Here is a 26,929-nt window from a genome sequence, read left to right on the forward strand (position 1 = left end):
GATGTGTATAAGAGACAGGTCCTGGGGATAGGGCCGCGGTTGGGCCGGCGGCCGGCCGCCCGGCGGCGCGGGCTGAGCGGGTGCGGGCTGGCCCGGCGGCGGCGCTTGGCCCGGTGGGGGCGCCTGGCCGGGCGCCGGCTGGCCCGGCGGCGGGGCCTGCCCCGGTGGCTGCGCCTTCGGGGCGGGCTTGGGCTGGACGGCCTGCGCCGGCATCGAGTTCAGCACCGGGCGGATGTAGAGGCGGGCTGTCTGGCCCAGGTTGCGGGCCTCGTTGCCGTCATTGCCGGGCACGGTGATGACCAGGTTGTCGCCGTCGACAACCACTTCGGAGCCGGACACGCCAAGCCCGTTGACCCGCGCACTGATGATCTGCTGTGCCTGTGCCAGCGCATCCCGGCTCGGGCGCGACCCGTCCGGGGTGCGGGCGGTCAACGTGACGCGGGTACCGCCCTGCAGGTCGATGCCGAGCTTGGGGGCGGCACGCTTGTCCCCGGTCAGGAACACCAACAGGTAGACGCCGACGAGCAGCAACAAGAAAACCGACAGGTAGCGGGCAGGGTGCACCGGCGCCGAAGACGATGCCACGTTCCTTCTATCTCCTCGAGTAGCGGTTCTTACCCCGGACAGAGCCCGGAACAGAGCCTAGTGCCGCGCGCGCGCCCGTTGCGCAAGCGGTCCGCCGCGGCGGCGGGATCTTCCGTCAGGAATCCTTGGTAACCCGACCCTCGTCGGATTCTGCCAAGTCGTTGGAGTCGTCACCGTCGGCCAGGTCTTCATCGTCGTCGGGCAGGATCCGGTCGCGGATGGCCAGCTTCATCCACGTGGTCACCACGCCGGGGGCGATCTCGAGATCGATGGTGTCCTCCGTGATCGCGACGACCGTCGCCTCCAGACCGGACGTCGTGTGGACGCGGTCCCCCGGCTGCAGTGACTCGTGCAGGTCGATGGTGGCCTGCATCGCGCGCTTCTGGCGCCGCGACGCGAAGTACATGAACCCACCCATGATGAGTAGGAAGGGCAGGAACAGGATCAAACTCTCCATGAACGGGCCTGTCTTTCGTAGTGGCGTTTAAGGCATTTCTTGTCGCCGGGTGCCGGACGGCCCGCGGGCCGCGCACCTCGTACCGGCCAGTGTGCCATTGCCGCAGGTCGCTCTCGACCGCCGCGGTGCGCGGGAGGCCCGATGGCGCCGCGCCGGATAGGCTTTAGTGGCGACGTGACAGGCGCGCCGCGGTGAGGAGGAAATCGTGGCCGGCCTCGAGCAGACTCGCCAGCTGGTCACCGAAATCCCCGGTCCCGCTTCGCTGGAACTGACCAAACGGCGGGCCGCGGCGGTGTCCCATGGGGTGAACGTCTCGCTGCCGGTGTTCGTCGCGCGCGCCTCCGGCGGCATCATCGAGGACGTCGACGGCAACCGGCTCATCGACCTGGCGTCGGGCATCGCGGTGACCACCATCGGCAATTCCGCACCCCGGGTGGTGGAGGCCGTGCGCGCGCAGGTCGCCGAGTTCACTCACACCTGTTTCATGGTCGCGCCGTACGAGCAGTACATCGCCGTCGCCGAGGAGCTCAACCGGATCACGCCGGGCTCCGGCGAGAAGCGTTCGGTGTTGTTCAATTCCGGCGCCGAAGCGGTCGAGAACGCCGTGAAGGTCGCGCGCACGTACACGCGCAAGCCCGCCGTCGTGGCGTTCAACCACGCCTATCACGGCCGCACCAACCTGGCGATGGCGCTGACCGCCAAGTCCAAGCCCTACAAGAGCGGCTTCGGCCCGTTCGCGCCGGAGGTCTACCGCGCCCCGGTGTCCTACCCCTATCGGGACGGACTGCTCGACAAGGAGCTGGCCACCGACGGGGCGAAGGCCGCCGCGCGGGCGATCGACGTGATCGAGAGCCAGGTCGGTGCCGACAGCCTCGCCGCCGTCATCATCGAACCTATCGCCGGCGAGGGCGGATTCATCGTGCCCGCCGAGGGATTCCTGCCCGCCCTGCTCGACTGGTGCCGCAACAACGACGTGGTGTTCATCGCCGACGAGGTACAGACCGGCTTCGCGCGCACCGGCGCGATGTTCGCCTGCGAGCACGAGGGCATCGAACCCGACCTGATCTGCACCGCCAAGGGCATCGCCGACGGGCTGCCGCTGTCGGCGGTCACCGGCCGCGCGCCGATCATGGACGCATCGCACGTCGGCGGTTTGGGCGGCACATTCGGCGGTAACCCAATCGCTTGTGCGGCAGCACTGGCCACCATCACCACGATCGAAAGCGACGGACTGATAGAGCGCGCTCAACAATTGGAACGGCTGATCACCGAACCATTGTTGCGTCTGCAGGCCAGCGATGACCGGATCGGCGATGTGCGTGGCCGCGGCGCCATGATCGCCATCGAGTTGGTGAAGTCAGGGACCTCGGAACCCGACGCGGAGCTGACTCAGAAATTGTCCACCGCTGCCCACGCCGCCGGGGTCGTCGTGTTGACCTGCGGCATGTTCGGCAACATCATCCGGCTGCTGCCGCCGCTGCCGATCAGCGACGAGCTGCTCAACGAGGGGCTCGACATCCTCGGCCGGCTCCTGGGCGACCTGTAAGGACCTGGGGACTCATCAGCCCGCGTGGGCAATCTCACAACGTCCGCCGCGGCGAGCCCATGGTGGAATAACGTTACTTTAGCTAACGTTCTAACCGTCAGCGCATCGGCGCGAAAAACGACTCACTATCTTTCATTGCAAGGGAATTTGTTTATGTCGACCACCAATCGCGACGAGCGGCTCGAGCGCCGCATCGAGGACCTGACCGCCAACGACCCGCAGTTCGCCGCCGCGCGCCCCGACCCGGCGGTCGAGGCCGCCGTCGAAAAGCCCGGGATGCCACTCCCGCAGGTCATCCGGACCGTGCTCGAGGGGTATGCGGACCGGCCGGCCCTCGCGCACCGCGTGGTGGAGTACGTCGAGGACGCGGCGACCGGACGCACCAGGCTGGAGCTGCTCCCCCGCTACGAGACCATCACGTACCGCCAGCTGGGCGACCGCGTCGAAGCGCTCGGCCGCGCGTGGGCCAACGACGAGGTACACGTCGGTGACCGGGTCTGTGTGTTGGGCTTCAACAGCGTCGACTACGCCACCATCGACATGGCGCTGGCCGTCATCAGCGCGGTGTCGGTGCCGCTGCAGACCAGCGCGTCGCTTACGTCGCTGCAGCCGATCGTGACCGAGACCGAGCCCACTGTGATCGCGGCGAGCGTGAACCAGCTGCCCGAGGCCGTGGAGTTGATCCTGAGCGGCCACCGGCCCGCCAAGCTGGTGGCGTTCGACTACCACCCCGAGGTCGACGACGAGCGCGAGGCCGTGGAAACCGCGCGCACGCGGCTGGCAGACGCCGGCGTGCTGGTCGAGACGCTGGCCGAGGTGCTCGAGCGCGGCAAGGCGCTGCCGGAGGCCGCCATCGCGGTGCCCGACTCCGACGACCCGCTGGCCCTGCTGATCTACACCTCCGGCAGCACCGGCGCACCCAAGGGCGCGATGTACCCGCAGAGCAACGTCGCCAAGATCTGGCGCCGGGGCAGCAGGAACTGGTTCGGCGAAAGCGCCGCGTCGATCACCCTCAACTTCATGCCGATGAGCCACGTCATGGGCCGCGGCATCCTCTACGGCACGCTGGGCAACGGCGGCACCGCCTACTTCGCCGCCAAGAGCGACCTCTCCACGCTGCTGGAGGACCTCGAACTAGTGCGGCCGACCGAGCTGAACTTCGTGCCGCGCATCTGGGAGACCCTGTTCGGCGAATTCCAGCGCCAGGTGGAGCGGCGGCTGGCCGACGGTGCCGACCGCGCAGCGGTCGCGGCGGAGGTCCTGGCCGAGCAGCGCCAGTACCTGCTGGGCGGGCGGTTCATCTTCGCGATGACGGGCTCGGCCCCGACCTCGCCGGAGTTGCGCACCTGGGTCGAGTCCCTGCTCGAGATGCACCTGATGGACGGCTACGGCTCGACCGAGGCCGGGATGGTGCTGTTCGACGGCGAGATTCAGCGCCCGCCGGTGATCGACTACAAGCTCGTCGACGTGCCGGACCTGGGCTACTTCAGCACCGACCGGCCGCACCCGCGCGGTGAGCTGTTGCTGCGCACCGAGAACATGTTCCCCGGCTACTACAAGCGGGCCGAGACCACCGCCAACGTGTTCGACGAGGACGGCTACTACCGCACCGGTGACGTATTCGCCGAGATCGCGCCCGACAAGCTTGTGTACGTCGACCGCCGCAACAACGTGCTGAAGCTGGCGCAGGGCGAGTTCGTGACCCTTGCCAAGCTCGAGGCCGAGTTCGGCAACAGCCCGCTGGTGCGCCAGATCTACGTCTACGGCAACAGCTCCCAGCCCTACCTGGTGGCCGTCGTGGTGCCCACCGAGGAGGCGCTGGCCTCGGGCGACCTCGAGACGCTCAAGCCGAAGATCGCCGACTCGCTGCAGAACGTCGCCCGTCAGGTGGGCCTGCAGTCCTACGAGGTGCCGCGCGACTTCATCATCGAGACCACACCGTTCAGCCTGGAGAACGGTCTGCTGACCGGCATCCGCAAGCTGGCATGGCCGAAGCTGAAGCAGCACTACGGCGAGCGGCTCGAGCAGCTCTACGCCGAGCTCGCCGAGGGGCAGGCCAACGAGCTCGCCGAATTGCGCCGCAACGGCGCGAACGCACCGGTGCTGCAGACGGTGAGCCGGGCCGCGGCCGCAATGCTGGGCACGGCGAGCACCGAGCTCACCCCCGACGCGCGCTTCACCGATCTGGGCGGAGACTCGTTGTCGGCGTTGACGTTCGGCAACCTGCTGCGCGAGATCTTCGACATCGACGTCCCGGTGGGCGTCATCGTCAGCCCGGCCAGCGACCTGCAGGCCATCGCCAACTACATCGAGGGCGAGCGCCAGGGCACCAAGCGGCCGACCTTCGCCGCAGTGCACGGTCGCGACGCGACCACGGTGCACGCCGGCGACCTCACCCTGGACAAGTTCCTCGAGGCCGAGACGCTGGCCGCCGCGCCCAGCCTGCCCGAGCCCACCACCGAGGTGCGGACGGTGCTGTTGACCGGCGCGACCGGCTTCCTGGGCCGCTACCTGGCGCTGGAATGGCTCGAGCGCATGGACATGGTGGACGGCAAGGTGATTGCGCTGGTCCGCGCCAAGTCCGACGACGAGGCTCGCGGCCGGCTGGACAAGACCTTCGGCGTGGGCTCCCCGCACGGCGACCCGAAGTTGGTGACGCACTATCAGGAACTCGCCGCCGACCACCTCGAAGTCATCGCCGGTGACAAGGGCGAGGCCAATCTCGGCCTGGACCAGCAGACCTGGCAGCGGCTGGCCGACACCGTCGACCTGATCGTCGACCCGGCCGCTCTGGTCAACCACGTCCTGCCGTACAGCGAGCTGTTCGGCCCGAACGCGGTGGGTACCGCCGAACTGATCCGGATCGCGCTCACCACCAAGCTGAAGCCGTACACCTACGTGTCGACGATCGGCGTCGGTGACCAGATCAAGCCGGGCGAGTTCGTCGAGGACGCCGACGTCCGGCAGATCAGCGCGACCCGCGCGATCAACGACAACTACGCCAACGGCTACGGCAACAGCAAGTGGGCCGGCGAGGTGCTGCTGCGCGAGGCGCACGACCTGTGCGGACTGCCCGTCGCGGTATTCCGGTGCGACATGATCCTGGCCGACACCACCTACGCCGGACAGCTCAACCTGCCGGACATGTTCACCCGGCTGATGCTGAGCCTGGTCGCCACCGGTGTCGCACCCGGTTCGTTCTACGAGCTGGACGCCGAGGGGAACCGTCAGCGTTCGCACTACGACGGCCTGCCGGTCGAGTTCATCGCCGCGGCGATCTCCACGCTGGGGACGCAGCTGCTGGACACCGGGGACGGCTTCCAGACGTACCACGTGATGAACCCGTACGACGACGGCATCGGGCTCGACGAGTACGTCGACTGGCTGATCGACGCCGGATATGGGATCCAGCGGATCTCCGACTACGGCGAATGGCTGCGGCGGTTCGATCAGACGATGCGGGGCCTGGCCGAGCGGCAACGCCAGTACTCGCTGCTGCCGCTGCTGCACAACTACCAGCAGCCCGAGAAGCCGATCAACGGATCGATGGCACCGACCGACCGCTTCCGCGCCGCGGTGCAGGAGGCGAAGATCGGCCCCGACAAAGACATTCCACATGTCTCGGCGCCGATCATCGTCAAGTACATCACCGACCTGCAGTTGCTCGGACTGCTGTAAGCACAAGACAGCGATCGCCCAGTCCGTCGCGGACTGGGCGATCGCTGTTCTAGCTGAATCGGTTACTGCTGTGGGTGCGGCCAGCGCAGGTACGCGGCGTTGGCACCCGACGCCGGGCGATGGCGACGCCACCCCCGCTTCGGCTCCGGGTCGGCAGCCGTGCGCGGCTTGGTCAACGCGCCGGAGGACACCTCGGCGGGCTCGTACGCCGAGTCGCGGTAGGGCTCGACGCCCGGCGCCGACGCGGCTGCCGCCGGCGCGATGGGCTGGACGTCACGCGCCAGCCGCACGGCCGTGCGGGCCAGCACGACACCGCCGACGAAGACGATCAGCGCGCCCAGTCCGGAGAAATAGGTGACCTCGAGCACCGCACGCTTGCGCTCGGTGGCGGCGACCGGGTCACCGGCGGAGCCGATTCCCAGCAGCGGCGCGAGCTGACCACCGACGACGAACCAGGCGCCGGCCAGCACCGCCAGCCATCCGCCCAGCATGGCCGCCACCCGATTTCCAGCGACGATCAACAACAGACCGCCCAGCACGGTCGCGGCTCCCGGCAGGACCTCGAGCCACCCACGAGCCGAACTCCACGCCCACTCCCGATCGGGTGTGTAGGCGAAATTGAAGCGCGGTCCGACAAACGGTATTAACGCCCCCCAAGCTCCCAAGATGACCAGGAGCAATCCGCTGACCGCGCCACGCGAACGCGGCATGCTCAGCCCGCGGGTTTGGCCGTCTTCTGCGTATTTCATGACTTCCCCTCGTTGAATACCGGGCCTATTTCCGGCCGGAGATGGGTACCCGGCGGTTTCTAGTCGTAACCCATCGGGCGCGCGAAAACCACCGTGCCCCGTGACTATTGGTGCTGATGAGGCTGCTGTTACTGCTGAAGTCCGAGCAGCAGCAGCACGATCGCGATTACCGGGAAGATGCCCTGCGTCACCGCGGCGCGCGCCTTCTCCGGCGCGGACAAGAGCAGCACCACCGCGGCCGCCGCCATCGAACCGACACCGGCGAAAATCAGGGCCGCACCAACGGCGTTGTGCCGCAAGACGATCGCGACAATGCCCAGGCCGCTGACCACCGCCAGGAACAAGTTGTAGAAGCCTTGGTTGAAGGCCAGCAGCTTGGTGGTCTCGGCCTCCTCGGCCGTGGTGCCGAACGTGGCACGGGTGCGCGGCGAGGTCCAGGTCAACGATTCCATCACGAAGATGTAGATGTGCAATAACGCCGCCAATGCGGCGAATACCAACCCGGCGGCGATCATCGCTCCTCCTCGCTTGTTTCGAGGCCCGCGCGATGGTCACGCAAGCATCCCGCATGTCCCGGCGCCGGTGACTCTACCGATCTGCGGGTGGCGGAGTGCCCTGACGCGAAAGGGCGCCGGTAGCCAACGGCTACCGGCGCCTCCCGAGTTGCTAGTTACCGCCCTACACGCCGGCGTGGTGGCGGCGGTGGAACAGGCCCCGCCCGCGGGGCTCCGGCTCGGGCGCCGTTGCGTCCGCCCGCGCCCGCGTCACGCCGTGAGTCTCGTCGTACATGGCGGGCTCACCCGCCGGTACGGCGTCCCCGGCCACTGGCGCCGGTTCCCTCACCATGACATCGCGTGCGTGCCGAACCGCCAGGCGCGCCACGGCCGCCCCGCCCAGGAACACGATCAGGGCGCCCAGGCCGGTGAAGTAGGTGATCTCGAGCAGGGCTCGCTTCAGGTCCGTCGACGCCACGGGCTGACCGAGGCCCCCGATGCCCAGCGTCGACGCGAACGCGCGGCCCACCACGAACCAGGCGCCGCCGGCGACCGCCAGCCAGCCGCCGAACACGGCGCTGGCCCGGTTACCGGACAACAGCACGAGCAGGCCGCCCGCTGCCGTAGCGGCCCCGGGAAGCACCTCGAGCCAGCCCTTGGTCGTCGTCCACGTCCATGCCGGGTCGGACATGTACGCCCAATCGATGTTGGGCCCGAAGAACGGCACCAATGCGCCCCAGGCACCCAACAGAATCAGGAGCAGGCCGGTCAGCGCGCCGCGGGTGCGCGGCATGTACAGCGCGCGAGGGCGTTCATAGTCGTAGCGCGTGGTCCTCATCAGAATCTCCTTCAACAGGTATTGCTGTTGTGAGCCTGGTTACCCGGCGGCGCCTACGTATAACCTGCTGCGGGCCGCGCATGTGGTTTGCTGCGACCCTTCACCTAGGTGCGCGCGGCGCTGGTGGCGGCCCTCTGAGCAGGCCGGATCCCGCCGGCGCACGTGCGCGCACCGGTCCGGCGGAAAGGTCACGATTTGGCCGCAAGGGCAGGCCGCCGACCGTGGCGGCCCGCTTCGCCCGCCTACGCCGCTAGTCGAACAGACCGGGTTGGCCCAAACCGGCCGCCCCCGCCGGCGGGCTCATGCCCAGGTGGGTCCACGCCTGAGCGGTGGCCACCCGGCCCCGGGGGGTGCGGGCCACCATCCCGGCGCGAACCAGGAACGGCTCGCACACCTCCTCGACGGTGGCGGCCTCCTCGCCGACGGCCACCGCCAGCGTCGAAACCCCGACCGGCCCCCCGCCGAAACTGCGGGTCAGCGCCGACAGCACCGCCCGGTCCAACCGGTCCAGGCCGAGTTCGTCGACGTCATAGACCGCCAGCGCGGACTTGGCGACGTCGCGGGTGATCACCCCGTCGGCGCGGACCTCGGCGAAGTCCCGGACCCGGCGCAGCAGCCGGTTGGCGATGCGCGGTGTGCCGCGCGAGCGCCGGGCGATCTCCTCGGCCGCCTCGGCGCCCAGCTCGATACCCAGGATGCCGGCGGAGCGGGCCAGCACCCGCTCCAGCTCGGCTGGCTCGTAGAAGTCCATGTGCGCGGTGAAGCCGAACCGGTCGCGCAGCGGGCCGGTCAACGCGCCGGACCGGGTGGTCGCGCCGACCAGGGTGAAGGGCGCCACCTCCAGGGGAATCGACGTCGCGCCGGGACCCTTACCCACCACCACGTCGACCCGGAAGTCCTCCATGGCCAGGTACAGCATTTCCTCCGCGGGCCGCGCGATGCGGTGGATCTCGTCGATGAACAGCACGTCGTGCTCGACCAGGTTGGACAGCATGGCCGCGAGGTCGCCGGCGCGTTCCAGCGCGGGGCCCGACGTCACCCGCAACGACGTCCCCAGTTCGGCCGCGATGATCATGGCCAGCGACGTCTTGCCCAGCCCGGGCGGACCTGACAGCAGGATGTGATCCGGTGTGCCGCCGCGGTTCTTGGCTCCCTCGATCACCAGTTGGAGCTGTTCGCGCACCCGCGGCTGGCCGATGAACTCTTGCAGCGAACGCGGCCGCAGGCTGACGTCGACGTCACCCTCCCCGACGGCCAGCGCCGGGGAAAGCTCGCGGTCGGCGTAGTCGTCGGTCATTTGCGCCGCCCTCCCCCCCAAGCGGGTGGTGCCCCCACCTCATCGCTCCGTCCCCCGCAGGCTGGCGGTACCCCAACTGCATCGTCGCCGGCGCGGGTCATCGCGACTTACCCAGCAGCGACAGGGCGGCGCGCAGGGCGCCGGACGTCGTCGCGTCCTGCTCGCTGGCCAGCACCTTGTCGGTGGCCTCTTCGGCCTGCTTGACGGCGAAGCCCAGACCGACCAAGGCCTCGATCACCGGCCCCCGGACCGCGTGCCCGTTCACCACGGATGCGCCACCCGGTGCGCCCGCCGCGACGGCGCCGACCTTGTCCCGCAGCTCGAGCACCATCCGCTCGGCGCCGCGTTTACCGATCCCGGGCACCCGGGTCAGCGCGGTGACGTCGCTGTCGTGCAGCACCTGCCGCAGCACCGCGGCGTCGTGAACCGCCAGTGTCGCCATGGCCAGCCGTGGCCCTACGCCCGACACCGTCAGCAGCGTCAGGAAGAGGTCGCGGGTGTCGGAGTCTCCAAATCCGTACAGCGTCATCGAGTCCTCGCGGACCACCATCGCGGTGATCAGCCGGGCCTCGGTCCCGGTGCGCAGGGTCGCCAACGTCGACGGGGTCGCGTTCACCCGGTAGCCGACGCCGGCGGCCTCGATCACCGCATGGTCGAGCGCCACCTCGAGCACCTCGCCGCGCACCGACGCGATCATCGCGCGGCCTTGAGCTTGGCCAGATACTTATGCCGCTGTTGCTCGGCCAGCGCCTCGGCCGCGGCCATCCGGGCCATCATCGGCGCCCGCCAGCAGTGACAGATCGCCAGCGCCAGCGCGTCGGCGGCGTCGGCCGGGGTCGGTTTGGCTTGCAGCGCAAGGATTTTGGTGACCATCGCGGTGACCTGAGCCTTGTCCGCGGCGCCGTTGCCGGTGACCGCTGCCTTCACCTCGCTCGGGGTGTGAAAGTGCACGTCGATGCCGCGCTTGGCGGCCGCCAGCGCGACGACCCCGCCGGCCTGCGCGGTGCCCATCACCGTTGAGACGTTCAGCTGGGAGAACACCCGCTCGATGGCCACGACATCCGGTTGATGGGTGGCCAGCCAGTGCTCGACGGCATCGCTGATGGCCAGCAGCCTGTGGGCCAGCGGCGCATCAGACGGGGTCCGCACCACGTCGACGTCGAGCGCGACCACGTTCCGCCCGCGCCCAGTTTCCACCACCGACAGTCCGCATCGGGTCAGTCCGGGGTCGACGCCCATCACGCGCATTGCCCGCTCCCACCTGTAGAACAGCTGTTCGATACCCTAGCGGCCGGGGGCGACGGCTCCGCGGAGGACACGCGGCGGCGCCGCCGATTCCCGGCTCGGGACGTTACAGCGCCGAACCCGCGCAAAAGCTGTTAGCTTTACCCCACGTTCGCTCAAGCAATGTGGCAACGGAAGGGTTTGCGTGGGATCACTGCTGGTCATTATCGCGATCGTCCTGTTCATCGCGTCAATCGTGGTGTTGGTCATCGCTTTGCGGCGCCCCAAGCAACCGGCCCCGCCGCGCGGACGCCAGGATCCCCTCTCGTTCAACGCGATGCCGGAGTTCGGCCCCCGGCAACTCGGCCCCGGCGCGATCGTCAGCTACGGCGGCGTCGACTACGTGGTCCGCGGATCGGTGACGTATCGCGAGGGCCCGTTCGTGTGGTGGGAGCATCTGCTGGAGGGCGGCGACCAGCCGATCTGGTTCAGCGTCGAAGAGGACGACGGGCGCCTCGAGCTGGCGATGTGGGTCAGCCGCAAGGACATCCAGCTGCAGCCGGGCGACTCCTATGTCGTCGACGGGGTGACGTTTCACGAGTCCGAACGCGGTCGCGCCTCGTTCACCACCGAGGGCACCACGGGCCTGCCGGCGGGCGGCGAGATGGAGTTCGTCGACTGCGCCAACTCCGACGAGTCCGCGTTGCTCTCGTTCGAGCGCTGGGCGCCCGGCATGCCGTGGGAGGTTTCGACCGGCAAGCCCGTGCTGACGGGCGAGCTGACCGTGTATCCGGCGCCCCCGCCCTCGTCCCCCTAGGGCGCGTCGGTGCCCCTTCATCAACTCGCCGTGGCCCCTTCGGACGTCTCCGGGCAGAAGCTCGGACTCGCGCTCAACGCGCCCGCACCGCCGCCGCTGGCGACCTGCCTTCTGCACCACCCCGGTGGCGGCGCCCTGCGGCTGGGGGTCCTGGGCGCATCGCACGTCGTCACCGTCGAGCACGGCGCGGACCGGTTCTCCGAAGAGGTCTCCTGCACGGCACGCGGCCTCGGCGTCGACCTCCCGGAGCACACGGCCGCGCCCGGCTACTCCCTGCAGTCCCGCACCGACTCCTACGACGAGGCGGCCTTCCGCCGCATGGCGCGCGACCTTCGTGACCGGTGTGCGCGGGAAAAGGGTTGGCTCGGTGGCACTTTCCCCGGCGACGACGCCGCGCTGACCGCGCTGGCCGCCGAACCCGACGGCGCCGGCTGGTATTGGCAGACCTGGCACCTCTACCCGCGCAGTCCTTTTGGATCCGGCGGCGACGTGGTCCACACGGTGAGCCGGTGGCACCCGTGAGCCGCAATCGCCTGTTCGTCATCGCCGGTGCGCTGGCCGTCGCCGCCGTCGCCTGCCTGGTGCCCGGAATCATCTTGTCGCAGAAGAACATTGCTTCCTACATGGCGAGCCACTATCACGAGTACTCCCACGACGCGAACGGGAAGCGCTACGAATGCAGCGGACCTCCCGACGACGTGGCCGACACGCTCGCCGAGTATCAGGCCCCCGAGGCGCGGGCCGCCAACGGCGACAGTGAGTACCTGCGCTACAGCAGCAACATCGTGATCGTCGGCCCCGACGGCAATCGCCCGTGCAGCATCCGCCTGGAAGGCCTGAACGCCGGATACAGCCACGGCGCCTTCATCTTCCTGGGCCCCGGATTCACCCCCGGCTCACCCTCGGGCGGCGCCGGAGGTACGCCCGGCGGCCCCGGCGGAACCAAGTGACGGCTCACCACCACAAAGGAGAAAACCATGTACCTCGCCGTCGAGATCGGCACCGTCGACCTCAACCCCGTCCTGAAGGGCGCAGTCGCAACGATTTTGTACTTCCTGGTGGGCATGGCAGTGCTGCTTGTCGGGTTCTACGCGGTCGACGTGTTGACCCCCGGCAATCTGCGCCGGCTGGTGTTCATCGACCGCCGCCCCAACGCCGTCATGGTCGCGGGTGCGATGTATATCGCCCTGTCCATGGTCATCATCACCGCCATCGCGAACAGCTATAGCCAGCTGGGCCAGGGGCTCGTCGGCGTGGCGGTGTACGGGCTGATGGGCGTGATCCTGCTGGGGATAGCGCTGCTCACGATGCACCTTTTGATACCGGGCAGTTTCCACGAGCACATCGACGAGCCGGAGCTGCATCCGGGATCGTTCGCGGTGGCGCTGATATTGCTCGCCGTGGGAGGGGTCACGGCCGCTGCGGTGTCATGACGTCCGTTGATCTGCCGGTGCCAGAGGTGAGCCGGCCCGCGGAGCCTTCGGTGCGCTGGCGCGCCGTGCTGCTGGCCGCCGTAGCGGCATGTGCGGCGTCCGGCATCGTCTACGAACTCGCGTTGCTCACGCTGGCGGCGAGCCTCAACGGCGGCGGCATCGTCGCCACCTCACTGATCGTCGCGGGCTACATCGCCGCGCTCGGCGTGGGCGCCCTGTTGGTCAAGCCGCTGCTGGCGCACGCGGCGATCGCGTTCATCGCGGTGGAGGTGCTGCTGAGCATCGTCGGCGGGTTGTCCGCGGCGGCGCTGTACATGGTGTTCGCCTTCATCGACGACGAGTCGATGTGGATGCTGGCGGTGGGCACCGCCCTGATCGGTGGGCTGGTCGGCGCCGAGGTGCCGCTGCTGATGACGATGCTGCAGCGCGGCCGCAGTGGCGAGGCGCCCGACACCGGCCGGACGCTGGCCAACCTCAACGCCGCCGATTACCTCGGCGCGCTGCTGGGCGGACTGCTGTGGCCGTTCCTGCTGCTGCCGCAGCTGGGCATGATCCGCGGCGCGGCGGCCACCGGCATCGTCAATCTCCTGGCGGCGGCCGTTGTGGCGATCTTCGTGCTGCGCCGGGTCGTTTCGGCCCGCCAACTGGCGACGGCGCTGTGCGCGCTCGCCGCCGCGCTCGCCCTCCTCGTCACGCTGCTGGCGCGTTCGGCCGACATCGAGACCACGAGCAGGCAGCGCCTCTACGCCGACCCGATCATCGCCTACCAACACTCGGCCTACCAGGAGATCGTCGTCACCCAGCGCGGTAACGACATGCGCCTTTACCTGGACGGGGGCCTGCAATTCTCCACCCGGGACGAGTACCGCTACACCGAAAGCCTGGTCTACCCCGCGCTCGGGGCGAGCGGGCGATCGGTCCTCGTCCTCGGGGGCGGCGACGGGCTGGTGGCCCGCGAGTTACTGCGTCAGCCGGGCCTCACGAGGATCGTGCAGGTGGAGCTCGACCCCGCGGTGATTCAGTTGGCGCGCACCACGATGCGCAGGGCCAACGGCGGCTCGCTGGACAGCCCGCGGGTCAAGGTGGTGATCGACGACGCGATGCGCTGGTTGCGCTCGCCGCATCCGGACGTCGTCCCGCCCGGCGGCTTCGACGCGGTCATCGTCGACCTGCCCGACCCCGACACCCCGGTCCTGGGCCGGCTGTATTCGACCGAGTTCTACGCACTTGTCGGGCACGCGCTCGCCGAAGATGGCCTGATGGTCGTGCAGGCGGGCAGCCCGTTCTCGACGCAGACCGCGTTCTGGCGCACCGCCTCGTCCATCCGCGCGGCCGGCTACGCGGTGACGCCATACCACGTGTATGTGCCGACGTTCGGTGACTGGGGTTTCGCGCTGGCGCGCCGTGGGGGAAGCGCGCCCACGCCCACCGTGCCGCCCAACGCGCCCCCGCTGCGTTTCCTGAACCAGCACGTCCTCGACGCCGCCACGGTGTTTCCCGACGACACCCGCCCCCGCCCGCTCGAGCCGTCGACGCTGGACAATCCGCGGATCGTCGACGACATGCGGCACGGTTACGACTAGATCTGGCTCACTCCTCGTCGAGAGCGGCGAGCACCTCGTCCGACAAATCGACGTTGGTCCAGACGTTCTGCACGTCGTCGCTGTCCTCTAGGGCGTCGACGAGCTTGAACACCTTCCGGGCGCCGTCGACGTCCACCGGCACGCTGACCGAAGGCTGGAAGCTGGCCTCGGCGGACTCGTAGTCGATCCCGGCGTCCTGCAAGGCGGTGCGCACCGCGACCAGATCGGTTGGCTCCGAGATGATCTCGAAGCTCTCACCGAGGTCGTTGACGTCCTCGGCGCCGGCGTCGAGAACCGCCGTCAGCACGTCGTCTTCAGTGAGCCCGTTCTTCTCCAGCGTGACGACGCCCTTGCGGGTGAACAGATACGAGACCGAGCCCGGATCGGCCATGGTGCCGCCGTTGCGGGTCACCGCCACCCGGACCTCGCCGGCCGCGCGGTTGCGGTTGTCGGTCAGGCATTCGATCAGCACCGCCACGCCGTTGGGCCCGTAGCCCTCGTACATGATCGTCTGATAGTCGGCGCCGCCGGCTTCCTCGCCGGCGCCGCGCTTGCGGGCACGCTCGATGTTGTCGTTTGGCACCGAGGTCTTCTTCGCCTTCTGGATGGCGTCGTAGAGCGTCGGGTTGCCCGCCGGGTCCCCACCGCCGGTCCGCGCGGCGACCTCGATGTTCTTGATGAGCCGGGCGAACTCCTTGCCTCGGCGCGCGTCTTTGACGGCCTTCTGGTGCTTGGTGGTGGCCCACTTGGAATGGCCGCTCATTGGTGTCTCTTACCTCTTCTGTCTTCGAAAGTTCGCCAGCCGAGTCTACGTGGACGGCCGGCGGCGATTGCCCGGCCGCTCCCCTGGCGGCCCAGCCGCCCCAGCAGTCACAAGAACGCGGGTATGCGCCGTCACGAAGGTGCGTCAGGCGTTGCCATTGACGATGTCCACGAAGAGCTGGTGGACGCGCCGGTCGCCGGTCATCTCGGGGTGAAACGCCGTCGCCAGCTTCGCGCCCTGCCGCACCGCGACCGTGTGCCCCGACGCTTCGGCCAGCGCCTGCACGTCGTCGCCGGCCCGCTCCACCCAGGGGGCGCGGATGAACACCGCGCGCACCGGACCGTCCAAACCGACGAACGGTATGTCGCCCTCGAACGAGTCAACCTGTCGCCCAAAGGCGTTGCGCCGCACGGTCATATCGATCGCACGCAGCGGCAGCGCCTCCCGGCCGCCCGCGCCGGCGTCGAGGATTTCGCTGGCCAGCAGGATCATGCCGGCACACGCCCCATAGGCCGGCAGCCCGTCGGCCAGCAGCCCGCGCAGCGGCTCCAACAGGTCGAGGTCGAGCAGCAGGTGGCTCATGGTGGTGGATTCGCCACCGGGAATGACCAGCCCGTCGACCTTCTCCAGCTCCGCGCGGCGGCGCACCGGCATCGACTCGGCCCCGGCTTCGCGCAGCGCCGCCAGGTGCTCGCGGGTATCGCCCTGCAGCGCCAGCACCCCGATCAGGGGACGGCTCACGGCTGGAATCCGCGCGGGAAGCGGGTCAGCCCCTCCTGCATGACCGCCGCCACCATCTCGCCGGACTGGGTGAAGATCTTGCCCTGGCATAGCGAGCGACCGCCGCTGGCCGACGGCGACGACTGGTCGTAGAGCAGCCACTCGTCGGCCCGGAACGCCCGCATGAACCACATCGCGTGATCCAGCGACGCCACCTGCAGGTGCTGGCGGACGTCGAGGTGGTTGACCTGCGCCGACCCCAGGAGAGTGAGGTCGCTCATGTAGGCCAGCGCGCAGATGTGCAGCACCGGGTCATCCGGCAGCGGGTCGCGGTGGCGAAACCACACCTGCTGCTGGGAGGCCTTGCCGGGCGACAGCTGCAGGCGCTCGCGCGGCACGATGCAGACGTCCCATTCCTCGAACTGCTTGAAGCCGGCGTCGTCGAACACCTTGATCGAGTCCAGCCCGGGCAGCCCGTCGGGCGGCGGCGCGGCCGGCATGACGTCCTGGTGGTGGATGCCCTCCTGGTCGGTCTGGAAGGACGCCCCCATGCTGAAGATGATTTCGCCGTGCTGGATGGCGTTGACGCGCCGGGTGGCAAAGGAGCCGCCGTCGCGGGTGCGCTCGACGATGAAGACCGTGGGCTGGTTGGCGTCCCCGGGTCGCAGGAAGTAACCGTGCAGCGAGTGCACCTGATAGCGCGGGTCGACCGTGCGCACCGCCGAGACCAGTGACTGCCCGGCCACGTGGCCACCGAACGTGCGCTGGAAATATCCCGACTCCGGACTGAACACCCGACCGCGGTAGATGTTGACCTCGAGTTGCTCGAGATCAAGGATCTCTTCGATCGCCACCAATAGCCTCGGCTTACCAGCCGCGTTCGGCCAGCCGATGGGGCTGAGCGATCTGCTCGACGTTGATGCCCACCATCGGCTCGCCGAGGCCGCGCGACACCTTGGCCAGCACGTCCGGGTCGTCGTAGAAGGTGGTGGCCTTGACGATGGCGGCGGCACGCTGCGCGGGATCCCCCGACTTGAAAATCCCCGAGCCGACGAAGACGCCCTCGGCTCCGAGCTGCATCATCATCGCCGCGTCCGCGGGGGTGGCGATGCCGCCCGCGGTGAACAGGGTGACTGGCAGCTTGCCGGCCCGGGCCACCTCGACGACCAGGTCGTAGGGCGCCCGCAATTCCTTTGCGGCCACATACAATTCGTCTTCCGACATCGACGTCAGCCGCCGGATCTCGCCACCGATCGCCCGCATGTGCGTGGTCGCGTTCGAGACGTCTCCGGTGCCTGCCTCGCCCTTGGACCGGATCATCGCCGCGCCCTCGCTGATGCGGCGCAGGGCCTCGCCCAGATTGGTGGCCCCGCACACGAACGGCACGGTGAACTTCCACTTGTCGATGTGGTGGGTGTAGTCCGCCGGAGTCAGCACCTCGGACTCATCGACGTAGTCGACGCCGAGGCTCTGCAGGATCTGCGCCTCGACGAAGTGCCCGATACGCGCCTTGGCCATCACCGGGATCGTCACCGCGGCGATGATGCCCTCGATCATGTCTGGGTCGCTCATCCGCGACACGCCGCCCTGGGCGCGGATGTCGGCGGGCACCCGCTCCAGCGCCATCACGGCGACGGCGCCCGCGCCCTCCGCGATGCGGGCCTGCTCCGGGGTGACGACGTCCATGATGACGCCGCCCTTGAGCATCTCGGCCATGCCGCGCTTGACGCGCGCGGTGCCGGTTCGTCCGCTGCCGTTGGGTGACGCGGCGGTATCCACTGCTGATCTCCTTCAACCGTTGTCGCCCCAGTCTAGTGGGGGCGGGAGACGAGTTTTCCCACTGTGGACCCACAAAAAGGGGCCGATTGGCCCTAGGCCCGTAAATCGACCCCTTGCTACACACTTCATGGTTAGTTTGCTCACATCGGGTCTTCGAACGCGACGGATTGCGGGCCGCCTGATAACGGGGATGGCGGCCGCCGACCTGGCTGAGGAGGGGTCAGGATGTTGCCGGATTTCGTGCTCTTGCCGCCGGAGATCAACTCCGCGCGGATGTATGCGGGACCGCGCTCGGGTTCGATGTGGGCAGCGGCGGCGGCGTGGGACGCGTTGGCCGCCCAGTTGGGCTCCGCGGCAAGTTCCTTCCAGTCGACGGTGTCGACCCTGACGGGTGGGGCATGGCAGGGTCCCGCGTCGATGACGATGGCGACGGCCGCCGCCCCGTACGTGCAGTGGATGACCACGACGTCGGCACATGCAGAGCTGGTGGCCAACCAGACCCGGCTGTCGGCCGCCGCGTTCGAGGCGGCGTTCGCCGCGACGGTGCCCCCGGAGGTGGTCGCGGCCAACCGGGCCCTGCTGATGTCGCTGATCGCTACCAACCTCCTGGGCCAGAACACCGCGGCTATCGCCGCGACCGAAGCCCAGTACGCCGAGATGTGGGCCCAGGACGTGACGGCGATGACCGCCTACGACGCCAGCACCCGGGCGGCCGAGGCGACGTGGACGCCGTTCAGCAACCCACCCCTCACCCTGACGGGCTTGCCCACCCCGACCTTCACCTCCTTCGGGGAGCAGCTGTTTCAGGCCCTGACCCAGACGTTGACCCAGCAGCTGATGAACCCGATGTCGCAGCTGCAGATGCTCTCGACGCCCGCCCAGTTCGCGATGGAACCCATGAACATGATGGTGGGCCAGCTGATGTCCGGCACCAATCCGTTGCTGAGCGGCGCCGGCAGCGTCCCCGCGATGGATCCGGTCATGGCGTCGACGGTCAGTCCGGGCACCGGCGGCCCCATGACCGCGCAGCTCGCCGGGCGCGTGGTCTCGGCCAGTACGGGCCGGGCCGGCTCGATTGGGCCGCTGTCCGTCCCGGCGACCTGGGCCGACGCGGCGCCGGCGACGGCCCCGACTCCCGCGGCCACCCTGGCACCCAGTGCCCCGGTCAGCCCCATTTCGGCGAGTCTGTCCACCACGCCACACCTGCCCTCCACGGGCATCCCCGGGCGAGGGACGGCCACGGCCACACATTCGATCACCGGAACGCGCGAAGGTCTGGCATCGCGTGCGGTGCCGAGTTAGTCAGGGGGAGCGCCGATGTCGTTCGTGATCACCGACCCCGACGCGATGGTGACGGCCGCCGACGAGCTGCAAACGATCGGCTCGTCCATGGAGGCGACGAACGCGGCCGTGGCCGCCCCGACGACGGGAGTGCTACCGCCGGCCACGGATTCGGTGTCGGTGCGCGTAGCGGCGATGCTGGACACGCATGCCCAGCAGTACCAGGCGCTCAGCGCGCAGGCGGAACTGTTTCACAACCAGTTCGTGCAAACCCTGATCACCGCGAAGAACGCGTACGCCGAAACGGAGGCCACCAACGCGGCCGCCATGCAGTCGTCGACGGGGTCGGACAAAATCGCGCTGATCATGGGCGGCACCGGTAACCCGTCGCCGGACCTCAGGTACATGACGTCCATCGAACAGGCGTATCTCGCCCATAATTACTCCGGGTATACCCTGGTGAGTTTGCGTACGCCTGAACAGTTTTGGCCGATTACCGGACTCGGCAGCGAAACCTTCGGCAAGTCGGTCTACCAGGGTGTGGCAACGCTGAACAGTGCAATCCTGACGCAGACCGCCGTGGGCAATCACGTTGTCGTCGTTGGTTATTCGCAGAGCGCGACCGTTGCCAGCCTGGAAATGCGCTACCTGCAAGCTCTGCCGGCCGCCCTACGGCCGAGTCAGGACCTGCTGAACTTCGTGTTGCTCGCCGATCCGAACAATCCGATGGGCGGCATCTTGACGCACTTCATTCCGGGCTTCGGGGCGTTTCATTTCGCCACCCCGCTGACGACGTCCTACGCGACCTCCATTTTCACGCTGCAATACGACGCGATTGCCGACTTCCCGCTGCATCCCTTGTGGCTCCCGTCGGACCTCAACGCCCTTTTCGGGTTCCTGGATCTGCACCACACGGTCCCCTTCCTGTCCGCGGCACAAGTCGCCAGCGCCCTCCACGAGCAGATCGGCAACCTGACTTTCTATTTCATGCCCACCACGCAGTTGCCGCTGCTCGATCCGCTGCGCATGTTCCTGCCCATCATCGGAAATCCGTTGGCAGACTTGCTGCAACCGTTCCTCAAGCCGATCGTCGACTTGGGCTATGCGCCCGGGTTCTTCCCGGGTCCGGTGAGCATTGCCGGGTATCTCGGCCCAGGCGTTGTGTCCGGAATCGGGAACCCGCTGTTTGCGGGATTGCCACCGCTGGTCTCCAACGGTCTCCCGAGCGGGTTCTGACCGCGTCAGCGGATCGATTGCAGCGGGCCCGGCGCCCGGCCGCCGGCCAGCGCGGCCGCATCGGTGAGAAGTTCGGACAGCTGCATCGGGTACACCGTCTCACCGGCCGCGGCCAGTCGGGCTATGTCAGCGGCATCGCACCACCGGTGGCCGTGGATGTAGCTGCGTTCCAGGTCCGTTCGGTCCGCGGCGGACGGCTCGAACCGGTGGGTGCGGTACACGAAGTAGAACTCTTCGCTGTCGATCAAGGCGCCGTTGAACTCGAACACCTCGTCGCGCCGCCACACCGGGCCGATCATCTCCGCCGGCGCCACTCGTAACCCGGTCTCTTCGGCCAACTCCCGGGCGGCGGCCTCGGCCAGCCGCTCCCCCTTGCGCACCTCGCCGCCCACGGTGATCCACCACCTCGGCGCGTGATCGCGGGCGATGGCGGGATCCGAACCGCGCAGCAGCAGCACCGCGCCGGTCTCGTCGAGCAGCACCACGCGCGCGGACGTACGGTGGCTGAGCACCCCGTGGTCCCCGTGGGCCAGCGCGTGCGGCCTCTCGACGATCTCGAAATAGCTGGGCAGCGCGGCGGTTCCGCCGAGACGGAGCGTCCGCACCAGGAATCGTTCGCGCAGTGCCAGGGTGTCTCGGACGGCGTCGTTGTGGAAGCGGCGGGCCAGCACCACCCTGGCCTCGGCGTCGGCCAGCTCGGCGATCAGCCCGGTCGGCAGCGACGCCGGATCGACGATCGCCAGCGCGGCCGAGAGCTCGTTCTCGCACGACTCACGCGCCTGCCGGGGCGCGGCCTCGGCAGCGTCGGCCAGCGCGGCCAGCCGCCTGCCTTCCGAGGCGCCGCCGTAGGCGTCGATGGCGACCGCACGCGCGACAACCGCGCGCCGCGCCAGCGCACCGTCGAGCGCCTGCCACGACAGGTCGTAGCGGACGTGCAACCGGTCCAGCCGGTTGGCCGTCTGATAGGCCCAGGCACCCAATATCGCGAGGAGCCCCACGAGTATCGCGATGGGGACGATCAGCCACGTCATCAGCTCGCCACCTCGACCTTGGCGCCGGACGCGGCGACCGTCTCGTATACCCGCATGATCTGGCTGGCCACCACCGACCAGTCGTAGCGCTGGACCGCGGCCGAACCGGCCGCCACGTAGCGTTCGCGCAGCACATCGTTTTCTAGCACCGAAACAAGGGCATCCGCGAGCGCTACGCCGTCGCCGACCGGCACCAGGCACCCGACTTCGCCGTCACACAACACGCGCCGGAAGGCGTCCAGGTCGCTGGCCACCACCGCGGTGCCGGCGGCCATCGCCTCGACCAGGACGATGCCGAAGCTCTCGCCGCCAAGGTGCGGCGCGCAGTACACGTCGGCGCTGCGCATCGCCGAGGCCTTCCCGGCGTCGTCGACCTGACCCAAAAAGCGAATATGCTTCACCAATTCGCCTGCCTGGCCGCGCAATTCATCCTCGTCACCGCGGCCGACGACGAGCAGCTGCACATCCGGCAAGCGCTGGACCACCCCGGGCAGCGCATCGAGCAGGACCGACATGCCCTTGCGGGGCTCGTCGTAGCGGCCCAGGAACAGCACCGTCTTGCCCGGCCGCGGGTAGCCGTCCAGCCGCGGTGCCGAGGCGAACGAGTCGACGTCCACCCCGTTGGGGATCTCGACCGCGTCGGTGCCCAACGCCTCCATCTGCCAACGGCGGGCCAGGTCGGATACGGCGATCCGGCCGACGATCTTCTCGTGCATCGGGCGCAGGATGCCCTGAAACACCGTCAGCGTCAGCGACTTGGTGGTTGAGGTGTGAAACGTCGAAACGATCGGCCCCGCGGCGATGTTCAGGGCCAGCATCGACAGGCTTGGCGCGTTCGGCTCGTGCAGGTGCAGGACGTCGAAATCGCCTTCGGCAAGCCACTTTTTGACCTTGCGGTGGGTGGCCGGGCCGAACCGCAGCCGGGCCACCGAGCCGTTGTAGGGAATGGGGACGGCCTTGCCGGCGGACACCACGTAGTCGGGCAGGGCCGCCTGCGGCGAAGCCGGCGCGAGGACGCTCACCTCGTGCCCGCGCCGGCGCATCACCTCGGCCAGCTGCAGGACGTGCGACTGCACCCCGCCCGGCACGTCGAACGAGTATGGGCAGACCATCCCGATCCGCATCAGGTCTCCCTGAGTCGCGCCTGCTTGGCCTCCGACAGGTCTGCCAGCCACTGCGGTTGCAGCATGTGCCAGTCCTCGGGGTGCACGGCGATGTTCTTGGCGATCTGGTCCGCCAGCGCCTGGGTGATGACGCCGACGTCGCCGCTGCTGCAATCCAGCGGCGGCTGCATCCACACCCGCGAGCGGTCGTCCTCGAACCAGCAATGCGACGGCAGCAGCGCCGCCCCGGTCTCGATCGCGAGCTTCGCCGGGCCCGCGGGCATCCGGGTGGGTTCGCCGAAGAAGTCGACCTGGACCCCGGTGCGGGTCAGGTCGCGCTCGGCCATCAGGCATACCACCCCGTTGTCGCGCAGCCGCTCGCACAGCACCTCGAAGGGTGGTCGTTCCCCGCCGGACAGCGGCAGCACCTCGAAGCCGAGGCTTTCGCGGAAGGCGATGAAGCGCCGGTACAGCGACTCCGGTTTGAGCCGCTCGGCAACCGTGGTGAAGGTGCCGTGTGTCTGCGCGAGCCATACCCCGGCCATGTCCCAGTTGCCGCTGTGCGGCAACGCGCATATCGCGCCGCGGCCCGCGGCCAGCGCCGCCGCCAGATTGTCCTGCCCCGCGACCGACTCGTGGAGCTGGCTCGCCAGCTTGCGATGGTCCATCGTGGGCAGCCGGAACGCCTCCCGCCAGTAGCGGGCGTAGGAGGCCAGCGAGGCCCGCATCAACTCGTCGGGCACCTCGGCCGCCGGCACGCCGATGACGCGGGCCAGGTTCTTGCGCAGTTGGTCCGGGCCGCCGCCGCGGGCGGCATAGCGCGCTCCCGCCCCGAACACGGTGCGCGCGGCGAACTCCGGCATCGCCCGCACCGCCATCCAGCCGGCCGCATACCCCCAGTCGCTCGCGGTGCCGGATGCCAGGCGGCGGGGGGTGCCGATCAGACTCATGCCCGGGATCACGGCATGCGCTCCGTCGCGCCGGGCGAGGTCCAGACCGTGCGCAACCGCTGTACGCAGGTGACCACGCTGGCCGCCGCCAGCAGCCACATCGCCACCGGCAGCGCGGGCGGCCAGGCAACGAAGGGAAAGTCGGACACACCGGCACCTACCAGCACGATGATCAACCTTTCGGGTCGTTCGATGATGCCGCCGTCGCCGCGCAATCCGCTGGCTTCGGCCCGCGCCTTGATGTAGGAGATGACCTGCGACGTGACGAGACAGATCAACGTCGCCACCGCCAGCAGCTTGTCGTGCATGCCGAAGGCGATCCACCACAGCAACCCGCAGAACACCGCGCCATCACTGACGCGGTCGCACGTGGCGTCCAGCACGGCGCCAAAACGCGTGCCGCCGCCTCTTTCCCGGGCCATCGCCCCGTCGAGCATGTCGAACAGCACGAAGAACCACACCACGCAACCACCGGCGAACAGCTTGCCCATCGGGAAGAGCGTGAGCGCCCCCGCCACAGATCCGGTGGTGCCCAGGACGGTGACCACGTCCGGCGTCAATCCCAGCCGCAGGCATGCCCTGGCGGTGGGAGTGGTGAGCCGCGCGAACGCCGCCCGCGACAGGAACGGCACCTTACTCATGACTGGTTTGCCCACTCCGTGGCCAGCAGCTGGCGGGTTTCGCGCAGCAACTGCGGGATCACCTTGGACCCGCCGATGATGGTGATGAAGTTCGCGTCGCCGCCCCAGCGCGGCACGACGTGCACGTGCAGGTGTTCGGCCAGCGACCCGCCCGCCGAGGTGCCCAAGTTGAGGCCGACGTTGAAGCCGTGCGGCCGCGACACGTTCTTGATGACTCGAATCGCCTTCTGCATGAAGGCCATCAGCTCCGCGCTCTCCTCGACGGTGAGGTCCTCGAGCTCGGACACCCGCCGGTACGGCACCACCATCAGGTGCCCGGGGTTGTACGGGTAGAGGTTGAGGACGGCGTAGACGAGCTCGCCGCGCGCGACAACCAGGCCTTCCTCGTCGGACAGTTGCGGGATGTCGGTGAAGGGCTGCTCGGTCTTGCCGTTATCGCGCTTCATCGGCGCTTCGGCCAGATACGTCATCCGGTACGGCGTCCAGAGGCGTTGCAGGTGGTCACTTTGGCCGACGCCCGTGTCCAGGATGGCGTCGTCGGCGCGTTCCTCTTCGGTCACTGTCTATTCACCGCCGGCCATCTTTACGAGTTCGGCTGTGGGAACGGCATTTTGGCGATCGGCGATCCAAGCCACGATGGCGTCGACGGCGCTGTCCCGTGGCACACCGTTGATCTGCGTGCGGTCACCGAAGCGGAAGCTGACGGCATCGGCCTCGACGTCGCGGTCACCGGCCAGCAACATGAACGGGACGCGCTGGTTGGTGTGGTGCACGATCTTCTTGGCCATCCGGTCGTCGCTGGCATCCACCTCCACCCGCACACCGTGCGATTTGAGCTGCACGGCAATGCTTTCCAGGTAGGGCACGTGTTCGTCGGCGACGGGGATGCCGACCACCTGCACGGGCGCCAGCCACGCCGGAAACGCGCCGGCGTAGTGCTCGGTGAGGATGCCGAAGAACCGCTCGATGGACCCGAACAACGCGCGATGGATCAGCACAGGCCGCTGACGCGAGCCGTCGGCGGCGGTGTATTCGAGTTCGAAGCGTTCCGGCATGTTGAAGTCGAGCTGGATGGTCGACATCTGCCAGCTCCGGCCCAGCGCGTCCTTGACCTGCACCGAGATTTTCGGGCCGTAAAACGCTGCGCCGCCGGGGTCGGGAATCAGCTCCAGCCCGGAGGCCACGCCGACGTCGCGCAGGACCTCAGTGGCCTCGTCCCATATCTCGTCAGACCCGGAGTACTTCTCCGGGTCCTTGGTGGACAGCTCGAGATAGAAGTCGTTGAGCCCGTAGTCGGCCAGCAGATCGAGCACGAAATGCAGCACCGACGCCAGCTCGTCGCGCATCTGCTCGCGCGTGCAGTAGATGTGCGCGTCGTCCTGAGTCATGCCGCGCACCCGGGTCAGGCCGTGCACCACGCCGGATTTCTCGTAGCGGTACACGCTGCCGAACTCGAAGAGCCGCAACGGAAGTTCGCGATACGACCGTCCGCGCGACCGGTAGATCAGGTGGTGCATCGGGCAGTTCATCGGTTTGAGGTAGTAGTCCTGGCCCGGCTTGCGCACCGTGCCGTCCTCGTTGAACTCAGCGTCGAGATGCATCGGCGGGTACATTCCGTCGGCGTACCACTCCAGGTGACCCGACGTGACGTACAGCTGCGCCTTGGTGATGTGCGGCGTGTTGACGAACTCGTACCCGGCCTCGATGTGCTTGCGCCGCGAGTACTCCTCCAGCTCCCTGCGCACGACGCCGCCCTTGGGGTGGAAAACCGCGAGCCCGGAACCGATTTCGTCGGGGAAGCTGAACAGGTCCAGCTCGCTGCCGAGCTTGCGGTGGTCGCGGCGCTGGGCTTCCGCGAGCAGCTCGAGATGGTGGTCGAGCGCCTCCTGGGACTCCCACGCGGTGCCGTAGATGCGTTGCAGGCTGGCGTTTTTCTGGTCACCCCGCCAATAGGCGGCGGAGCTTCGGGTCAGTTTGAACGCCGGGATGTGCTTGGTGGTCGGGATGTGCGGCCCGCGGCACAGGTCGCCCCAAACCCTATCCCGGGTGCGGGGATTGAGGTTGTCGTAGGCGGTGAGCTCGTCGCCGCCGACCTCCATGATGTCGGGGTCGCCGGACTTGTCGTCGACGAGTTCGAGCTTGTACGGCTCGTTGGCCAACTCCGAGCGGGCCTCGTCTTTGGACTCGTAGACGCGGCGCTCGAACAGCTGTCCCTCTTTGACGATCTGGCGCATCCGTTTTTCCAGCGCCGCCAGGTCCTCGGGGGTGAACGGCTCCGCCACATCGAAGTCGTAATAGAAGCCGTCGGTGATGGGCGGCCCGATGCCCAACTTGGCGTGCGGGAACAGACCCTGGACGGCCTGGGCCAGCACGTGCGCGGCCGAATGCCGGATGACGCTGCGGCCCTCGTCGGTGTTGGCGGCGATCGGGGCGACCTCGACGTCGGCTTCGGGCACCCAACTCAGGTCGCGCAACTTGCCGTCGGCGTCGCGCACCACGACGACCGCGTCCGGGGCACCCCGGCCCGGCAGCCCCGCCTCCCGCACTGCGGCCGCCGCGGTAGTGCCGGCAGGAACCCGGATCGGGGCCTGCGGCGATCGCGAGCCCGGCTCGCCCGGGCGCTGCGGGTCGCCGCCATCGGCCTGCGGGGTGGGCTGTGCGGCGGCACTCATCGGGTCAATTCTCCAGGCTTGGACATGTCGGAACGATCGCGACCATGCTATC

At 68.6% G+C, this 26,929-nt stretch carries 26 protein-coding genes and 2 pseudogenes; 9 read left to right on the forward strand and 19 right to left on the reverse strand.

What is annotated here, in order from left to right; translation table 11 throughout:
* Together A5758_RS20835 and yajC are read right to left on the reverse strand one after the other, a co-directional pair.
* A pseudogene (locus tag A5758_RS20835) lies at window positions 1-585 on the reverse strand (protein translocase subunit SecD); the annotation flags it as partial.
* 115 nt (window positions 586-700) lie between these two features.
* A complete protein-coding gene (gene yajC / locus A5758_RS20840; protein ID WP_067743934.1) occupies window positions 701-1,042 on the reverse strand; it encodes a preprotein translocase subunit YajC in 342 nt (113 codons plus the stop codon).
* Between the two features lie 205 nt (window positions 1,043-1,247).
* Here yajC and gabT point away from each other — a divergent pair, with 205 nt between their 5' ends.
* Entirely contained in the window at window positions 1,248-2,588 is a 1,341-nt protein-coding gene (gabT, locus tag A5758_RS20845) for a 4-aminobutyrate--2-oxoglutarate transaminase (protein WP_067743937.1), read from the forward strand.
* A gap of 153 nt (window positions 2,589-2,741) precedes the next feature.
* On the forward strand, window positions 2,742-6,266 hold the full coding sequence (gene car / locus A5758_RS20850) for a carboxylic acid reductase (RefSeq protein ID WP_067743946.1): 3,525 nt from the start codon (window positions 2,742-2,744) through the stop codon (window positions 6,264-6,266).
* 62 nt (window positions 6,267-6,328) lie between these two features.
* Here car and A5758_RS20855 read toward each other — a convergent pair whose 3' ends face one another.
* The 7 genes and pseudogenes from A5758_RS20855 to ruvC all read right to left on the reverse strand — a co-directional run bounded on the left by A5758_RS20855 (window position 6,329) and on the right by ruvC (window position 10,892).
* Window positions 6,329-7,015 carry a hypothetical protein gene (locus A5758_RS20855; protein ID WP_067743949.1) on the reverse strand — a complete coding sequence of 229 codons (687 nt, stop codon included), beginning with the start codon at window positions 7,013-7,015 and terminating at the stop codon, window positions 6,329-6,331.
* Between the two features lie 128 nt (window positions 7,016-7,143).
* Window positions 7,144-7,530, reverse strand: a complete 387-nt coding sequence (locus A5758_RS20860; RefSeq protein WP_067205648.1) for a DUF1304 domain-containing protein — start codon at window positions 7,528-7,530, stop codon at window positions 7,144-7,146.
* Between the two features lie 163 nt (window positions 7,531-7,693).
* Window positions 7,694-8,347, reverse strand: coding sequence for a hypothetical protein (locus A5758_RS20865; protein WP_067743952.1), 654 nt, complete (start codon window positions 8,345-8,347; stop codon window positions 7,694-7,696).
* Between the two features lie 250 nt (window positions 8,348-8,597).
* The gene (gene ruvB / locus A5758_RS20870) at window positions 8,598-9,644 is read right to left on the reverse strand and encodes a Holliday junction branch migration DNA helicase RuvB (protein WP_067205653.1); all 1,047 of its coding nucleotides are present in this window, start codon (window positions 9,642-9,644) and stop codon (window positions 8,598-8,600) included.
* A gap of 26 nt (window positions 9,645-9,670) precedes the next feature.
* A pseudogene (locus tag A5758_RS26585) lies at window positions 9,671-9,745 on the reverse strand (hypothetical protein); the annotation flags it as partial.
* Window positions 9,742-10,341 carry a Holliday junction branch migration protein RuvA gene (gene ruvA, locus A5758_RS20875; RefSeq protein WP_067743955.1) on the reverse strand — a complete coding sequence of 200 codons (600 nt, stop codon included), beginning with the start codon at window positions 10,339-10,341 and terminating at the stop codon, window positions 9,742-9,744. The gene ruvA and the pseudogene A5758_RS26585, both read right to left, overlap by 4 nt.
* The gene (gene ruvC / locus A5758_RS20880) at window positions 10,338-10,892 is read right to left on the reverse strand and encodes a crossover junction endodeoxyribonuclease RuvC (RefSeq protein ID WP_067743958.1); all 555 of its coding nucleotides are present in this window, start codon (window positions 10,890-10,892) and stop codon (window positions 10,338-10,340) included. The genes ruvA and ruvC overlap by 4 nt, the downstream gene beginning before the upstream one ends.
* Before the next feature lie 181 nt (window positions 10,893-11,073).
* On the opposite strand from ruvC, the gene A5758_RS20885 reads away from it, so the two are divergent.
* The 5 genes from A5758_RS20885 to A5758_RS20905 are packed head-to-tail and all read left to right on the forward strand — an operon-like array spanning window position 11,074 to window position 14,701.
* Window positions 11,074-11,685, forward strand: coding sequence for a DUF4178 domain-containing protein (locus A5758_RS20885; protein WP_066950007.1), 612 nt, complete (start codon window positions 11,074-11,076; stop codon window positions 11,683-11,685).
* 9 nt (window positions 11,686-11,694) lie between these two features.
* The gene (locus A5758_RS20890) at window positions 11,695-12,207 is read left to right on the forward strand and encodes a DUF2617 family protein (RefSeq protein ID WP_067743961.1); all 513 of its coding nucleotides are present in this window, start codon (window positions 11,695-11,697) and stop codon (window positions 12,205-12,207) included.
* Window positions 12,204-12,635, forward strand: coding sequence for a DUF4247 domain-containing protein (locus A5758_RS20895; RefSeq protein WP_067744681.1), 432 nt, complete (start codon window positions 12,204-12,206; stop codon window positions 12,633-12,635). The genes A5758_RS20890 and A5758_RS20895 overlap by 4 nt, the downstream gene beginning before the upstream one ends.
* A 27-nt stretch (window positions 12,636-12,662) precedes the next feature.
* A complete protein-coding gene (locus A5758_RS20900) occupies window positions 12,663-13,118 on the forward strand; it encodes a DUF350 domain-containing protein (protein ID WP_067205674.1) in 456 nt (151 codons plus the stop codon).
* Entirely contained in the window at window positions 13,115-14,701 is a 1,587-nt protein-coding gene (locus A5758_RS20905; RefSeq protein WP_067205677.1) for a polyamine aminopropyltransferase, read from the forward strand. Before A5758_RS20900 ends, A5758_RS20905 begins: the two co-directional genes overlap by 4 nt.
* A 7-nt stretch (window positions 14,702-14,708) precedes the next feature.
* Here the strand turns inward: A5758_RS20905 and A5758_RS20910 are convergent, their stop codons facing one another.
* The 4 genes from A5758_RS20910 to pdxS form a co-directional block, all read right to left on the reverse strand.
* Window positions 14,709-15,464 (reverse strand): YebC/PmpR family DNA-binding transcriptional regulator, encoded by a 756-nt coding sequence (locus tag A5758_RS20910; protein ID WP_067205682.1) that lies wholly within the window; start codon window positions 15,462-15,464, stop codon window positions 14,709-14,711.
* A gap of 144 nt (window positions 15,465-15,608) precedes the next feature.
* Window positions 15,609-16,205: a pyridoxal 5'-phosphate synthase glutaminase subunit PdxT gene (gene pdxT, locus A5758_RS20915; protein WP_067743963.1), complete on the reverse strand. Its 597-nt coding sequence runs from the start codon at window positions 16,203-16,205 to the stop codon at window positions 15,609-15,611.
* Entirely contained in the window at window positions 16,202-17,038 is an 837-nt protein-coding gene (tesB, locus tag A5758_RS20920; protein WP_067205689.1) for an acyl-CoA thioesterase II, read from the reverse strand. Before tesB ends, pdxT begins: the two co-directional genes overlap by 4 nt.
* A 13-nt stretch (window positions 17,039-17,051) precedes the next feature.
* A complete protein-coding gene (gene pdxS / locus A5758_RS20925) occupies window positions 17,052-17,900 on the reverse strand; it encodes a pyridoxal 5'-phosphate synthase lyase subunit PdxS (protein WP_231987378.1) in 849 nt (282 codons plus the stop codon).
* Window positions 17,901-18,188: 288 nt separating this feature from the next.
* On the opposite strand from pdxS, the gene A5758_RS25915 reads away from it, so the two are divergent.
* Together A5758_RS25915 and A5758_RS20940 are read left to right on the forward strand one after the other, a co-directional pair.
* Window positions 18,189-19,265 carry a PPE family protein gene (locus tag A5758_RS25915; RefSeq protein WP_156622729.1) on the forward strand — a complete coding sequence of 359 codons (1,077 nt, stop codon included), beginning with the start codon at window positions 18,189-18,191 and terminating at the stop codon, window positions 19,263-19,265.
* Between the two features lie 15 nt (window positions 19,266-19,280).
* Entirely contained in the window at window positions 19,281-20,480 is a 1,200-nt protein-coding gene (locus tag A5758_RS20940; RefSeq protein ID WP_067743973.1) for a PE-PPE domain-containing protein, read from the forward strand.
* A gap of 5 nt (window positions 20,481-20,485) precedes the next feature.
* On the opposite strand, the gene A5758_RS20945 is transcribed toward A5758_RS20940, so the two are convergent.
* The 6 genes from A5758_RS20945 to thrS are packed head-to-tail and all read right to left on the reverse strand — an operon-like array spanning window position 20,486 to window position 26,877.
* Window positions 20,486-21,511 (reverse strand): NUDIX hydrolase, encoded by a 1,026-nt coding sequence (locus tag A5758_RS20945; protein WP_067743976.1) that lies wholly within the window; start codon window positions 21,509-21,511, stop codon window positions 20,486-20,488.
* The gene (locus tag A5758_RS20950) at window positions 21,511-22,635 is read right to left on the reverse strand and encodes a glycosyltransferase family 4 protein (protein ID WP_067205704.1); all 1,125 of its coding nucleotides are present in this window, start codon (window positions 22,633-22,635) and stop codon (window positions 21,511-21,513) included. The genes A5758_RS20945 and A5758_RS20950 overlap by 1 nt, the downstream gene beginning before the upstream one ends.
* Window positions 22,635-23,564, reverse strand: a complete 930-nt coding sequence (locus A5758_RS20955) for a phosphatidylinositol mannoside acyltransferase (RefSeq protein WP_067744684.1) — start codon at window positions 23,562-23,564, stop codon at window positions 22,635-22,637. The genes A5758_RS20950 and A5758_RS20955 overlap by 1 nt, the downstream gene beginning before the upstream one ends.
* An 8-nt stretch (window positions 23,565-23,572) precedes the next feature.
* The gene (pgsA, locus tag A5758_RS20960) at window positions 23,573-24,205 is read right to left on the reverse strand and encodes a phosphatidylinositol phosphate synthase (RefSeq protein ID WP_067743979.1); all 633 of its coding nucleotides are present in this window, start codon (window positions 24,203-24,205) and stop codon (window positions 23,573-23,575) included.
* Window positions 24,202-24,765: an HIT domain-containing protein gene (locus tag A5758_RS20965; RefSeq protein ID WP_067205710.1), complete on the reverse strand. Its 564-nt coding sequence runs from the start codon at window positions 24,763-24,765 to the stop codon at window positions 24,202-24,204. Before A5758_RS20965 ends, pgsA begins: the two co-directional genes overlap by 4 nt.
* A 3-nt stretch (window positions 24,766-24,768) precedes the next feature.
* Window positions 24,769-26,877: a threonine--tRNA ligase gene (gene thrS, locus A5758_RS20970; protein ID WP_067743982.1), complete on the reverse strand. Its 2,109-nt coding sequence runs from the start codon at window positions 26,875-26,877 to the stop codon at window positions 24,769-24,771.
* Window positions 26,878-26,929: the final 52 nt, after the last annotated feature.

Origin of the sequence: Mycobacterium sp. 852014-50255_SCH5639931, assembly GCF_001665605.1 — a bacterium.
In the GTDB taxonomy this organism is placed as follows: Bacteria; Actinomycetota; Actinomycetes; order Mycobacteriales; family Mycobacteriaceae; genus Mycobacterium; species Mycobacterium paraffinicum.

Excerpts from the sequence above, each read along its gene's own strand:
- yajC (WP_067743934.1), bottom strand. The coding sequence starts at position 1,042 with ATGGAGAGTTTGATCCTGTTCCTGCCCTTCCTACTCATCATGGGTGGG.
- car (WP_067743946.1), top strand. The coding sequence starts at position 2,742 with ATGTCGACCACCAATCGCGACGAGCGGCTCGAGCGCCGCATCGAGGAC.
- A5758_RS20855 (WP_067743949.1), bottom strand. The coding sequence starts at position 7,015 with ATGAAATACGCAGAAGACGGCCAAACCCGCGGGCTGAGCATGCCGCGT.
- A5758_RS20860 (WP_067205648.1), bottom strand. The coding sequence starts at position 7,530 with ATGATCGCCGCCGGGTTGGTATTCGCCGCATTGGCGGCGTTATTGCAC.
- A5758_RS20865 (WP_067743952.1), bottom strand. The coding sequence starts at position 8,347 with ATGAGGACCACGCGCTACGACTATGAACGCCCTCGCGCGCTGTACATG.
- ruvB (WP_067205653.1), bottom strand. The coding sequence starts at position 9,644 with ATGACCGACGACTACGCCGACCGCGAGCTTTCCCCGGCGCTGGCCGTC.
- ruvA (WP_067743955.1), bottom strand. The coding sequence starts at position 10,341 with ATGATCGCGTCGGTGCGCGGCGAGGTGCTCGAGGTGGCGCTCGACCAT.
- ruvC (WP_067743958.1), bottom strand. The coding sequence starts at position 10,892 with ATGCGCGTGATGGGCGTCGACCCCGGACTGACCCGATGCGGACTGTCG.
- A5758_RS20900 (WP_067205674.1), top strand. The coding sequence starts at position 12,663 with ATGTACCTCGCCGTCGAGATCGGCACCGTCGACCTCAACCCCGTCCTG.
- A5758_RS20905 (WP_067205677.1), top strand. The coding sequence starts at position 13,115 with ATGACGTCCGTTGATCTGCCGGTGCCAGAGGTGAGCCGGCCCGCGGAG.
- A5758_RS20910 (WP_067205682.1), bottom strand. The coding sequence starts at position 15,464 with ATGAGCGGCCATTCCAAGTGGGCCACCACCAAGCACCAGAAGGCCGTC.
- pdxS (WP_231987378.1), bottom strand. The coding sequence starts at position 17,900 with ATGGCCGAGATGCTCAAGGGCGGCGTCATCATGGACGTCGTCACCCCG.
- A5758_RS25915 (WP_156622729.1), top strand. The coding sequence starts at position 18,189 with ATGTTGCCGGATTTCGTGCTCTTGCCGCCGGAGATCAACTCCGCGCGG.
- A5758_RS20940 (WP_067743973.1), top strand. The coding sequence starts at position 19,281 with ATGTCGTTCGTGATCACCGACCCCGACGCGATGGTGACGGCCGCCGAC.
- A5758_RS20945 (WP_067743976.1), bottom strand. The coding sequence starts at position 21,511 with ATGACGTGGCTGATCGTCCCCATCGCGATACTCGTGGGGCTCCTCGCG.
- A5758_RS20950 (WP_067205704.1), bottom strand. The coding sequence starts at position 22,635 with ATGCGGATCGGGATGGTCTGCCCATACTCGTTCGACGTGCCGGGCGGG.
- A5758_RS20955 (WP_067744684.1), bottom strand. The coding sequence starts at position 23,564 with ATGAGTCTGATCGGCACCCCCCGCCGCCTGGCATCCGGCACCGCGAGC.
- pgsA (WP_067743979.1), bottom strand. The coding sequence starts at position 24,205 with ATGAGTAAGGTGCCGTTCCTGTCGCGGGCGGCGTTCGCGCGGCTCACC.
- thrS (WP_067743982.1), bottom strand. The coding sequence starts at position 26,877 with ATGAGTGCCGCCGCACAGCCCACCCCGCAGGCCGATGGCGGCGACCCG.